This window comes from Micromonospora sp. NPDC023814 (genome assembly GCF_040639595.1).
Taxonomy (GTDB): domain Bacteria; phylum Actinomycetota; class Actinomycetes; order Mycobacteriales; family Micromonosporaceae; genus Micromonospora.
Window position 1 is genome coordinate 1 of record NZ_JBFAAF010000126.1, and the last position, 11,331, is coordinate 11,331.

10 protein-coding genes and 1 pseudogene are annotated in these 11,331 nt (G+C 68.8%); 4 read left to right on the forward strand and 7 right to left on the reverse strand.

Annotated elements, in window-relative coordinates:
* Together AB0G14_RS33680 and AB0G14_RS33685 are read left to right on the forward strand one after the other, a co-directional pair.
* The coding region (locus tag AB0G14_RS33680) for a hypothetical protein (RefSeq protein WP_357704518.1) at nucleotides 1–321 on the forward strand (321 nt) is incomplete at its 5' end.
* Nucleotides 322–412: 91 nt separating this feature from the next.
* Nucleotides 413–1,033: a dihydrofolate reductase family protein gene (locus tag AB0G14_RS33685; protein WP_357704520.1), complete on the forward strand. Its 621-nt coding sequence runs from the start codon at nucleotides 413–415 to the stop codon at nucleotides 1,031–1,033.
* 262 nt (nucleotides 1,034–1,295) lie between these two features.
* Here the strand turns inward: AB0G14_RS33685 and AB0G14_RS33690 are convergent, their stop codons facing one another.
* Together AB0G14_RS33690 and AB0G14_RS33695 are read right to left on the reverse strand one after the other, a co-directional pair.
* On the reverse strand, nucleotides 1,296–2,693 hold the full coding sequence (locus AB0G14_RS33690; protein ID WP_357704522.1) for a WD40 repeat domain-containing protein: 1,398 nt from the start codon (nucleotides 2,691–2,693) through the stop codon (nucleotides 1,296–1,298).
* A 158-nt stretch (nucleotides 2,694–2,851) separates the two neighbouring features.
* Complete coding sequence (locus tag AB0G14_RS33695; protein WP_357704524.1) at nucleotides 2,852–4,174, reverse strand: aspartate aminotransferase family protein; 1,323 nt, start codon at nucleotides 4,172–4,174, stop codon at nucleotides 2,852–2,854.
* Between the two features lie 86 nt (nucleotides 4,175–4,260).
* Between AB0G14_RS33695 and AB0G14_RS33700 the strand changes: the two genes are divergently transcribed.
* On the forward strand, nucleotides 4,261–5,235 hold the full coding sequence (locus AB0G14_RS33700; RefSeq protein WP_357704525.1) for a LysR substrate-binding domain-containing protein: 975 nt from the start codon (nucleotides 4,261–4,263) through the stop codon (nucleotides 5,233–5,235).
* Nucleotides 5,236–5,358: 123 nt separating this feature from the next.
* Here AB0G14_RS33700 and AB0G14_RS33705 read toward each other — a convergent pair whose 3' ends face one another.
* From AB0G14_RS33705 to AB0G14_RS33725, 5 genes are all read right to left on the reverse strand, one after another.
* The gene (locus tag AB0G14_RS33705; RefSeq protein ID WP_357704527.1) at nucleotides 5,359–5,817 is read right to left on the reverse strand and encodes a hypothetical protein; all 459 of its coding nucleotides are present in this window, start codon (nucleotides 5,815–5,817) and stop codon (nucleotides 5,359–5,361) included.
* A gap of 506 nt (nucleotides 5,818–6,323) precedes the next feature.
* Nucleotides 6,324–8,153 (reverse strand): glycoside hydrolase family 15 protein, encoded by a 1,830-nt coding sequence (locus AB0G14_RS33710; protein WP_357704529.1) that lies wholly within the window; start codon nucleotides 8,151–8,153, stop codon nucleotides 6,324–6,326.
* 34 nt (nucleotides 8,154–8,187) lie between these two features.
* Nucleotides 8,188–8,664: a hypothetical protein gene (locus AB0G14_RS33715; RefSeq protein WP_357704531.1), complete on the reverse strand. Its 477-nt coding sequence runs from the start codon at nucleotides 8,662–8,664 to the stop codon at nucleotides 8,188–8,190.
* Nucleotides 8,665–8,884: 220 nt separating this feature from the next.
* Nucleotides 8,885–9,367 carry a DUF2231 domain-containing protein gene (locus tag AB0G14_RS33720; RefSeq protein WP_357704533.1) on the reverse strand — a complete coding sequence of 161 codons (483 nt, stop codon included), beginning with the start codon at nucleotides 9,365–9,367 and terminating at the stop codon, nucleotides 8,885–8,887.
* A 442-nt stretch (nucleotides 9,368–9,809) separates the two neighbouring features.
* Complete coding sequence (locus AB0G14_RS33725; RefSeq protein WP_357704535.1) at nucleotides 9,810–10,139, reverse strand: hypothetical protein; 330 nt, start codon at nucleotides 10,137–10,139, stop codon at nucleotides 9,810–9,812.
* A 618-nt stretch (nucleotides 10,140–10,757) separates the two neighbouring features.
* Between AB0G14_RS33725 and AB0G14_RS33730 the strand changes: the two are divergent.
* Nucleotides 10,758–11,331, forward strand: a pseudogene (locus AB0G14_RS33730) (heavy metal translocating P-type ATPase); the annotation flags it as partial.

The following is an 11,331-nucleotide window of genomic DNA, read 5'->3' on the forward strand; positions in this document are numbered from 1 at the left end:
CTCCACGATCGACGGCGTTCCGCACACCCAACCATGATCCAACCCGAACGCCCCAGGTCAAGCCGACCCGCCGACGAGCACCTGACCAGTCACGATGTCGAATCGGTCTACGTGCAGCTGCGGAACGAGATGTCTTCCCTTTCTTCGGCAAAACCCGAACGTGAGCGCACCCTCGCGATGCTGCACCCAGGCCGGGCCACGTCCTGGCCCGGCCTGGGTGCAGCCGTCCATGGCTCATCGACGACACCTTCTGGGACCAGCACCAACCCCCGCAACGACACCGGCACCAAAACCGACCCCGACCACGACCCGGAAATGTGAACGGACGAGCAGAGACTCACGGCCCTACCCCACTCCGCGGGACGCGATCCCGCGAAGGCGACGGAGGTCGCTACGAGGAGGAGAGAAAGCAATGACCAGAGGAATGGGCAGGGCGATCTGCGACATCACGATCTCGGTCGACGGGTACTCGGCCGGGCTCAACCAGACCGAGGAACGCCCGTTCGGCGACGACGGCGGCGACGGCTCGGGCGGCAAGCTGCACGCGTGGATGTTCGATACTCCCTCCGAGAACCGGGCCGAGGTCGACCAGATGACCGCCGCCAACGCATTCATCATGGGGCGCAACATGTTCGGCCCAGTGCGTGGCGAGTGGGATCGGCAGTGGAACGGCTGGTGGGGCGACGATCCGCCGTTCCACGCCGCGGTCTTCGTGCTCACCCACCACCCGCGCGACCCGCAGCCGATGGGCGGCGGCACCACGTACTACTTCGTCACCGACGGAGTCGAGTCGGCGCTGGCACAGGCACGCGCGGCGGCCGGCGACGGCGATGTCGCGATCCTGGGCGGCGCGACCACCATCAACCAGTACCTCGCCGCCGGCCTGATCGACGAGGTGCGGCTGCACATTGTGCCGCTCGCGCTGGGCGCCGGCACGCGGCTGTTCGAGGGCGTCCCGCCGCTGAAACTCGAGCAGGTGAAGTCGCGCGCCGCGACCTCGGTCACGCACGTGACCTACCGTGTGCTGCGCTGAGCTGGAGGGTGTCGTTGCTCGGGACGGTCCGTGGCGCGCCGGACCCGATCTCGGGCCGGCTGAGCGGTTGTTGCGGTGACGCACCGGCGAGGGTGAAGCCTGCTCAACCTGGTGTCAGTCGTGAAGCATGCCGACGAGGCTCTCCCCGGCGTCCGCCTCGGTCTGGGCAAACCTGCTCACGACCAGGCCGAATGCCGTGGCCGCTCTGTGCGAGGTGAGTCGCCAGCATCTACGGGCCTGCCTCCAGGCGGGTGGTGCAAGCTCACCCGTCCTTCGTCCAGAGTCGGATCGAGCCGTCGTAGGTGGCGCTGGCGAGCACCCGCCCGGCCCCGCCGACGGCCACCGAGGTCACCGCACCTCCCGGGTGAGCCAGAGTCTCCAGCCGCTCGACGTCAGCGACGTCCCACAGTTCGACTTCGCCGTCGCCCTGCTCGCCGACCGCGAACCCGACGACCAGGGTCCGGCCGTCCGGCGTGAACGCCAACGAGTTGGCCGCCTTGTCCTCCGCCTCGATTGTGGCGGTGTTCGTCCGGGACACGACGTCCCACAGCATCACGGTCTCGGTGGCCCCGTCGTCATTGCCACCGCCAGTGGCGAGCACGTCGCCGACGGGGCTGAAGGCGAGCGCCCGCAGATGGGTGTTCGGCGGCAGGGTCAGGGTGCCGACCACCTTCCGGGTTCCGAGCTCCCACAGAGTTGCCGTGGTGGGATAGACGTCTGAACTGACCTGGCTCCAGTCGGTACCGCCGCCCGCGAGGGTCCGGCCGTCCGGGCTGAAGGCGAGCGCCGTGATGGGAGTCCTCCCCGCGACGAGTTCGGCGATGCGCGCACGTTTGCCGACGTCCCAGAGCTGTACGTTTCCGTCGGGCGCCTTGTCGTCCGCTGCGCCGCCCGACCCGTCGTCAGCTTCCTCGCCCCCGAAGGCGAGCACCCTTCCGTCCGGTCTGAACGCCACCGTGACCGGGGTGACGGTCGGGACCTGCCACCCGCCCAGCTTGGCCTGCGCGTCAACGTCCCACAGGCTGAAGTGACTGCCAGGGCACTCCCGGGAGCGGCTGTAGCCGACCACCGCCAACGTCCCGCCGTCCGGCGACAGGGCCAGGGCGGCCAGCCCGCTGCAGCCGCGCAGGACGATCCTGGCCCGCGTCCCGACGTCCCAGACGATGACGGTCCCGTCGTAGAAGCCCGCCGCGAGTGTGGATCCGTCCCGACTCAGCGACACCGGGTGCGTCGCCCTTTCCTGCAACGAGTAGAGCACCTCGGCCGACCACTGGGGACGGCTGGCTGCCGCGATCGAGTCCGAGACCCATGCGACCACCGGCGGCCCCGCCACCGCGCCGCCGCCCGCACCCGCCGCCACCATCGCCACGACCGTCGTCGTCCTGGTCAGCGCCCTGCGATTCCGCACCCGCGGGGTCGGCTCCGCCCGATGTTCGTCCGCACCGCCGGACAGCCGCTCGTAGGCGACCGTCGCGGCGGTCCCCGCCGTCAGCAGCCCCAACACGACGGCGACCGACACCCAGACCGGCAATGCCGCGAGCATCCGCTCCAGCGGCGAACTGCTCAACTCGGAGACGAGGGCGAGGGCCAGCGCGCCGACGACGAACAGCAGCGCGGGAAGGATGAGTCGGCGTCGGCGGCGATTCGGCGCTGCTCCCACCCGGACAATCCTAACGACCTCGTGCATCGTCGCGAGTCATTGAGCGCGGTAACGGAGCAGGAGCCAAGACGCGAACGCCCTACTCCCTACTCGACCTGATCTGCGTCGACGGTCAGGTGACGCCATCAGCGCCGACGAAAACGGGGTGACGCGGCCGGTCAGGCCGGCGCCGCTTCGCCGATCGCCTGGTCCAGGATTTCCAGACCGAGGGCCAGTTCCTCTCGCGTCGTGGTGAGGGGTGGTGCGATCCGGAAGGTGCTTCCCATGCCGGGCAGTTGCACGACGTTCATGTGGAGGCCAAGTTCGAGGCAGCGGCGGGTGACCTGGGCGCCGAGGACGTCCGAGCCTTCCCGCGTTTCCCGGTCGATGACGAGTTCGATCCCCTGCATCAGGCCGCGCCCCCGTACGTCTCCCACCACGTCGTGCCGGTCTCTGATGTCAAGCAGGCCGGCGCGCAGGAACCCGCCCAACTCCCGTGCCCGTATGTCCATCTGCTCCTGGTGGAGGACGTCGAGCACGGTGTTGCCGACGGCGGCGACGAGGGGGTCGGACACGTGCGTGGTGTAGAAGAGGTAACCCAGGTCGTGTGCCCGTTGTTCGATCTCTTCGGTCGTGATCACCGCGGCGAGTGGTAGGCCGGCGCCCAGCGTCTTGGACAGTGTGAGGATGTCGGGCACGATGCCGTCGCGTTGGAAGGCGTACCACGTGCCGGTGCGGCACAGACCGGTCTGCGCCTCGTCGACGATCAGCAGCATGCCGCGCTCGCGGCACTTGCGCGCCAGGGCGGCGAAGTAGCCCGGCGGTGGCTCGATGATGCCGCCAGAGCTGAGGATCGGCTCGACGATGCACGCCGCGAGACTCCCCGACGACTGGGCATCGACGAGGGCGAAGCCGTAGTCGAGCTGCCGCTGCCAGTCAAACTCGCCGTCGGAGGTGGTGAAGTCGGGGCGGTACGGGTTGGGCGTGGGGATCGCGAAGTTTCCCGGCGGCGTAGGCCCGTAGCCCCGGTGGCCGGCGCTGTATGTTGCGGCGGCCGCGGCATGCGTCATGCCGTGCCACGACTTGGCGAAGGCGACGATCTCGTGTTTGCCCGTCACGAGCTTGGCCATCCGAATGGCCGCCTCGTTCGACTCGGCGCCGGTCGTCAGCAGCAGCGCCTTCTCGAGCGGCGGGGGGAGGGACTCGGCGAGCCGGCGCGCGAGGTCGATGACCGAGCGCGACAGCATGCCGCTGAACAAATGGTCCAGGCTGGCGATTTCCCGCTGCACCGTGTGGACGATCGCGGGATGACAATGGCCGAGAATGGCGCTCATCTGACCTGAGGTGAAGTCCAGGATCTGCCGGCCGTCGGCGGTGTACACGAAGCTGCCGGCCGCGCGCTCGATGATCTCGGGCGTGAACGGACCGCCGTAGCGCACCAGATGGCGGTCGACGTCAGACCAGAACTGTTCGGCGGCGCTCTGCTCCGTAGTCAGCGTCATACGCCTCACGATAGGGCCGTTCGTTATGCGCGAAAAGCTGAGGTTTCTGGCTACGCTGTGCGGAATTCATGCACAAGGAGTTTCCGATGCGGCTCAACACGGCACGCCTGGAGATGCTCAGCCTGCTGGACGGCCTCGGCACCATGCGGGCCGTCGCCGCGGCCCTGCACATGAGTCCGTCGGCAGTGTCGGCGCAGCTGGCGGTCCTGGAGGCGGAGACCCACACCGAACTCCTGCGGCGCACCGGCCGCCGCGTACAGCTCACGCCTGCTGGGCGCACGCTCGCCCGACACGCCCGCATCATCCTCGACCAGATCAAGGCCGCCGAGGTGGACCTACAGGGCCTCTCCGGACAACCAACGGGACCGGTACGCCTCGCGGCTTTCTCCAGCGCCATCCGGGCCGTCGTCATTCCGCTCGCCGTGCGGCTCCAGAAGACGCATCCAAGGGTCGAGCTTGAGGTCGCCGAACTCGATCCGCAGGCAAGCCAACCGGCCCTGCGTCGCGGCGACTACGACATCATCGTGACGGCGGACTTCATCGACGGGTCCATGCCGCTGCACCCTGACGTGCATACCATCCCTCTGCTCACCGATGCCATTGTGCTCGTGCTGCCACCGTCGCAGGGTGCATCGGACGAACCGGCGGACCTTGCCGACTTCGCCGATTCAGCGTGGTCCATCGATATGCCCGGCACGTACCTGTCCAACCTGGTGACGAGCACCTGCCGGCAGGCCGGCTTCGAGCCGGTGGTGGCTGGCCGCTTCGCCAGCTACGAACTGCTTCTGGCGCATGTCGAAGCCGGCCTGTCCGTGTCGCTCCTGCCCGAGCTTGCCGTCGACCGTCGCTACCACGTCGACACCCGCCCGCTGCGCCGACCGTTGAGCCGCCACGTCTATGCGGCCGTGCGCAGCCGATCAGCTCTCACCGCAGCGAGCCAGATCGTCCTGGACGAACTGTGCGGCCTCTCAAGGACGTCCTCCGACGTCTGGCGAGACGGGTTCGACCGCCGGCCGTTGGGGGCCAGTTGGTCGGCCGCGACGGCGGAGGCGGCTTCGTAAAGCATGTGATGCAGACCGGCGGTGGAGACGAGGTTCGCCCCCACCGCCGGGAACCGGAACGTCAGTTGACTGTCACTGCCCTCGGCTCAAGTCGGCGGATCGGTTGCAGGGAGCGCGCGGCGCTCAGTCGCCCGGGCCTGCGGGCGCCGCGCCGTTGTCGACGAAGTCGAAGGTGAGGCCTTTGCCGGCCTCGCCCACCCGCTGGGCGATGAGGCCCTGCGCGTCCGATGCGTGCAGGCGGACCTCGCCCTCGCCGCTGATGGTGTAGGTCGGGCGGCCTTGGCTCTTCTCCTGCGTCTTCTCGATGGTGAACATTTGGCCGGCTCGGCCGGCGTCGCAGGCAGCGGCCACGACCGTCGCCGGGGCGCTGCCGTTGTCGCGCAGGCCCATGCAGTCGGGCTCGCTGCCGTTGTGGGCCTTGGCGGTCCGGATCTGGTAGCGGTTTCCGCTGGCGGGCAACAACACGAACAGGCCCTTGTCCGTGTCGCCGTCGGTCAGGTTCAGTCGGCCCTTGGCGTCGACCGCCAGGATCGACTCGAACGACCCGACCGGCCGCAGAACGACCTGCCGCTCGCCCCGCATGATCGGGTCTGCGCTGCCGGCCGCCCCCGGGCCGGCCGACTGCGACTCGTTGCCCGGCGTGGAGCCGGTGGGCGAGGGCGTGTCCACGGCCCCGCTGGCGGGTGCCGATGTCACCGGCGAGGCGGTGGCTTCCCCAGCTGTGGGAGCCGCCGAGGTGCAGGCTGGCATGGACGCGGCGACACCAACGGCCAGCGCGGCCGCGACGGCGGTACGAAGGACAGCCGTGGAAGGGGGCGACAGGTTCAGCATGGCCAACTCCTTAAAGTGGATCAATACGAGCCTAAACGGCTCCCGTCTCCCGCGCAGAAGTCGTACCGCCGCAGGGACGTGGTTGCCTGCTGCGGCGCACGGTGGTCGCGTGGCTGTCCCGCCCGACGTCCACGACATCCTCACTGCCGCCAGCGCGAGCGACGAGGAGGTCGGCGCATGCCGCCGAAGCACAACGCCTGCGGCGCCCAGGCGCGGATATCCTCGTAGATCAATCGCGGAGGCCGTTTCCCTGGCGGTCAGGCGGATCCAGGATCGCGAGCGGGGGCGTCTCGAATCGCGAGTGCGGCTTGGACGAGCGCGGCGTGGGTCAGCGTCTGGGGGTAGTTGCCGAGGTGGGCGCCGGTCGCGGGGTCCAGTTCCTCGGCGTAGAGGCCGAGTGGGCTGGCGTGGCCGAGCATGGTCTCGAACAGTTCGAGCGCCTCTCTGCGGCGCCCGGTGCGGGCGAGGGCTTGAACGAGCCAGAATGAGCAGGGCAGGAACGCGCCTTCGGTACCGGGGAAGCCGTCACGTCCCGGCGGGTAGCGGTAGAGGAGGGGGCCACCAGCGGAGAGTCTGTCCCGAATGGCGTCGATGGTGCCATGCACCCGGGGCGAGTCGACGCTGTCCATGCCCAGCAGCGGCAGGACGAGCAGGGCCGCGTCGAGGTCCTGGCAGCCGTAGCTTCGGACGTAGCTGTTCGTCGTCGCGTCGAAGCCGCGCGTCCGGACCTCGGCGGCGATGGCATCTCGTGCTTTCTGCCAGCGTCGACGTTGGCGGTCTGGCAGTGGGTGGGTGTCAGCGATGCGCAGGGCCCGATCCAAGGCGAGCCAGCCCATGAGCTTGGAATGTACGTGTTGGCCGGGTTCGCGGACCTCCCAGATGCCGGCATCGGGCTCCTGCCAGCTAAGGGCGACCAGGTCGGCGAAGCCGCGCACCGCGCGCCACGTCTCCGTGTAGAGGCGGTGTCCGGACTGCGCGAACGCCCAGGCGGCGTCGATCACCCAGCCGTAGCCGTCGAGTTGGTGTTGCCCGGCGGCGCCGTTGCCGATCCGTACCGGAAGGCTGTCGAGATAGCCGGGCCAGCCGGGCAGTTCCCGTTCCGTAGGTACGTGGCGGCCGTGGAGGGTGAGTAGGGCCGGCAGGCGTGGCCGCTGCAGCCGGCTGGCGTGCAACAGCCACGCGAGGAAACCGTGGGCTTCGGCTGCCTTGCCGACGCTGAGGAAGGCGCTCACGCCGATGCTGGCGTCACGGGGCCAGACATAGCGGTAGTCCCAGTTCCGCACCCCGCCGGGATCCTCGGGCAAGGACGTTGTGGGTGCCGCCACCGGCGCCTGCGAGGGCGAGTAGGTCAACAGCCGCATGGTCAGCAGGCTTCGTACGACGTGCTCCCGGAACGGCAGCGACGCGTCGATTTCGGTGGTCCAGGCACGCCATCGGTTCTCGTCCTCGATGAGCAGTTCCCAGGCTGCTGTCGGTTCGACGTGGATCAGCGGCTCGCGGTGGGCCACGGCCAGTACGAGGGTGATCGGTCGGCCTGGCCTGACCATGATCGAGGCAGGTCGGCCTGGCTCGATGGTGAGATCGGGTGCGGTGACCAGAGAGACCGCGAGCGACCCCCAATCACACACCAGCGCCCGGCGCCGGCGGTGGACTCGGGGCCTGCGGTGCCGTACGCCGAGGCGAGGGTCGAACTCGACGACGGCGTCCACCGTTGCCTCCTCGGCCGACAGGCGCCGGACGATCAGTGTCGTGGGCAGCAGGCGACCGCTGACCTCGGCCACCATGGCCTCGGTGAGGGTGAGACGGCTGCTGCCCACCGCCCAGGTCGTCGTCAGTGTGGCCGTGTGCTGCCGGTAACGTCGCTCGACGACCGTGGCCGGCCCGGCTGGGCCGAGCCGGAAGGTTCCGGCGTCCGGGCCCCCGACCAGCCGACCGAACAGGGGCTCGCCGTCGAAGCGGGGCAGGCAGAGCCAGTCGATCCCGCCGTCAGGGGCGACGAGGGCAGCGGTGCGCGTGTCACCCAGCAGCCCATGGTCGCTGATGGGCGCTGGGGGCCGAGGCCACGTCACGTCGGGCCCGCCAGTCATGGAGATGGCTTCCTCACGAGTCGCGTGACGCCGGTCAATCGGCCTGAAGGAGCAGTCCGAGGACGCTTCCGTAGATGATGTGGACGACAGCCGCGACCGCGGGAGTTTGGACCCCGTAGTTGAGGGCGAACAGGCCAGGCGGCTCCAACACGGCTGTGCTGGCCGGGCCCGCCCGTTGCGAGGCCATGCGCGGATGGACACCCGGAAGCAGCGGCAGGAGCACCGTCAGCGCGATCCCGACGTGGAGGCTCCCGATCAGCGCCCCGATCCACCAGGTGGCGCGGTGCAGCAGGGCAAACATGGCCGCGTAGCCGAGGGCGAAGCCCTGACCGGCGCAGAGGTGGATGAAGAACCCGACGACCCGGGCCCGGTCGGGATCCTCGGTGACGAGGGTCCCGAGTACCAGGGGAAGGTCGAGGCGAGTAAGGGCGGCCAGTTGTGCAGTGATAAGCGCTGCGGTGAGCGCCACGGTAGCGACCAACCCGAACAACGCCCATCCGGCCCAGTCCATCTCAGCAGCGGTCGACGTCGCGACTGTTCACGGTTGGCACGACGAGTGCTCCGGCCAGCTCAGCCCCGCGTCTCGTCCTCCCCGGCAAACATGTGCCGCAGGCTTGGGCGACGGCACGCCCGGCGGTGGCCAACCGCTGGGCTGTGCTCAACTCAGTTGGTTGCGGAGTTTCGTGTCTGCTTGCCATCAGCCCGGTCAACCCCCTCGTTCGATCGGAGATTCAGGCGTGTTTGTGGGACAGTGAACTCGGCGCGTTCACGTCGGCGCCATCGTCCACGCCGACCCCGAGCCGCTCGACCAGCTCGCCGCCAAGCCATCCGGTAACACCGGCCAGGGCCGCACCGGCGAAACTGAACACCAGGGCGAGGACACCGGGCTCCCACCTGTCGGCACCGGCACGCAGCATCCAGCTGATCGCGAACAGCACGAGCACCACGACGTTGCCAGCCCCGTGCAACCTGCCAACCCGTCGGGCTCTGCTGCCCGGCGGAGTCGCACGCCAGTCGAGGAAACCGAACAGACCCGCTATCAGCTCACCAATGATCCCCGCCGCGATCATGTAACCCGCCGCCAGGACGAACCCCGGGCGGTCGGTGGCCAGATACACGATGTCGAAGATCACCGCGGTGGCAAGCAGCCCCAGAGGGAACACGATCAACATTGGGTGGATCGCATGCCCCATCGCCTTCGCGCGGCTCTGCATGATTGCCTCCAAGGTCGCGTCACAACCGTCGTGGCGCCACGACAGCCCAGCACATCACCGATCAAGCGCCTATGTGCCCCAAACGCCAAGAGCCACCGGCGGGACGAAGGCTGCCCCGGGCAACGGGGCTCCACCTCACCCTGCCCTCAGCGGCAGTGCGGGTCCTGCCCGCACCCCGCGCGTCCGACGCGCGCACCGCCGCGCTGCGCGTGCTCGGCAACGGCGTTGTCCCCGCCCAAGCGGCGACCGCACTCCGTTTCCTGCTCTGCCGGCATCACTGACCCCGGCCACTGGCGCTTCTTCGCGGGCAGCCGACCGCTGCCCGCGAAGAACCCCCTCAAGCCTTCGTCACCCAGACCACCCCGTTGCTGGCATGCCGGCCCATCGGCGAGCCGGACGCGCTGATACCGGCATGCTGGAGCGACTCGAGCAGCTCCTGGTCCTACTCCACGTCAACGTCGACGTCGATGTCGCCGATGCAGACGACGACGTTGTTGGGCTGAGTCCTGTTGTCGTTCGTCGTCTCGACCGCTGCGGACTGCTCGACGCTGACGTCGCTGTCCCGGATGGTGTTGTCGCTGATGATCTGGGCGACGATCACGTCGTTGCTCTGCTCGTTGGTCGCGCAGACAACCTCGGTGCGGTCCCAGGCCCCGGGCTCCGTGGTGTGTCCGTAGGGCGCGGCGAGCGCGGCGGCGGGGGCACCGAGCAGCAGGGCGGCGCTGCCCAGCGCTACCCCGCCGGCGAGCCTGATCAGAAACCTCTTGGACATGTCCCTCACTCCCTTCTGGTCGGCTCAGGAAGACGAGCCACGACGAACATAAGAAGGATTCATGTCTGGTCGGAGTGCTTTCCAGGTTCCTGAGGCGAACATGCCTTCGGCTGCTATAAGTAGTTGTTTCACATTTCCGGGCGGTAAGCCCGGTTCAGGTCTCGTCTGCGGCGACTCAGCAGCCTGCCCCGCGAGAGGAAACCCGAACGGGTGGAGCTGCGCCGAGGCGGGGGCAGTCATCATGCCGTGCGACGGCACCAGGCTGGCCGAGCGTTCCTATCGAAGGTCACCGGCCTGGAAGCCGGCCGCCACGCATTCGACTTCCAGCCCTTGTGATCACAATCGGCGAGCCGGATCCGGATGGACAGGGATCGCCGTGCGCTCGCTGTCCCGTCTGGTGCTGGAGCCTCCTGGCTCGCCCTCACTCCGGCGGCTGGGATGACGCGAGGGCGTACCCGCTCTTTCGGTCAAAGTCCGATACGGCCTGGGGGTAGGGGTAATGCGGCGTGCTGCCCGTCGGCCTCCTGAACCTTCGTTGTGGCAGGGGATGGGTGGGTCATGGCCCGACGGTTGGCTAATACCCCTAGGGGGTATATGGTGTCGGTGGAGGTGGACGGCATGAGACACGAACACGCGACCCATACCGACCCGGCGCACGTGACCGGTGAGGCGCGACACCACGGGCATCACGTGCAGGTGGGCGAGCAGAGCCCTGGTGGGGCGCATGAGGGGCATTCAGCCGGTCCCGGGTCGGCGGGTAGCCACGCCGGCGGCCACCACGACCACGCGGGGCAAGGATCCGCCGGTGGGCACGGCGGTCATGACAAGCACGCGGGGCACGACCCGGGGCAGTTCCGGCGCAAGTTCTGGCTGAGCTTGGTGCTGACGGTGCCGATCGTGGTGACCAGCCACATGATGATGGACTGGTTCGGCTACACCCTCGACTTTCCCGGTATGAGCTGGGTGGGTCCGGTTCTGGGCTCGGTGGTCTTCTTCTACGGAGGCTGGCCGTTCCTGGTCGGCGGGATCCGCGAGGTCCGCGACCGGGCTCCGGGGATGATGCTGCTGATTTCGATGGCGATCGTGGTCGCGTACGTCGCGTCGCTGGCGACCAGTCTCGGCGCGTTCGACCTGGACTTCTGGTGGGAGCTGGCGGCGCTGGTGACCATTATGTTGCTGGGGCACTGGCAGG

Excerpts from the sequence above, each read along its gene's own strand:
- AB0G14_RS33695 (WP_357704524.1), bottom strand. The coding sequence starts at position 4,174 with ATGACGCTGACTACGGAGCAGAGCGCCGCCGAACAGTTCTGGTCTGAC.
- AB0G14_RS33725 (WP_357704535.1), bottom strand. The coding sequence starts at position 10,139 with ATGTCCAAGAGGTTTCTGATCAGGCTCGCCGGCGGGGTAGCGCTGGGC.
- AB0G14_RS33720 (WP_357704533.1), bottom strand. The coding sequence starts at position 9,367 with ATGCAGAGCCGCGCGAAGGCGATGGGGCATGCGATCCACCCAATGTTG.
- AB0G14_RS33685 (WP_357704520.1), top strand. The coding sequence starts at position 413 with ATGACCAGAGGAATGGGCAGGGCGATCTGCGACATCACGATCTCGGTC.
- AB0G14_RS33705 (WP_357704527.1), bottom strand. The coding sequence starts at position 5,817 with ATGCGGGGCGAGCGGCAGGTCGTTCTGCGGCCGGTCGGGTCGTTCGAG.
- AB0G14_RS33715 (WP_357704531.1), bottom strand. The coding sequence starts at position 8,664 with ATGGACTGGGCCGGATGGGCGTTGTTCGGGTTGGTCGCTACCGTGGCG.
- AB0G14_RS33700 (WP_357704525.1), top strand. The coding sequence starts at position 4,261 with ATGCGGCTCAACACGGCACGCCTGGAGATGCTCAGCCTGCTGGACGGC.
- AB0G14_RS33710 (WP_357704529.1), bottom strand. The coding sequence starts at position 8,153 with ATGACTGGCGGGCCCGACGTGACGTGGCCTCGGCCCCCAGCGCCCATC.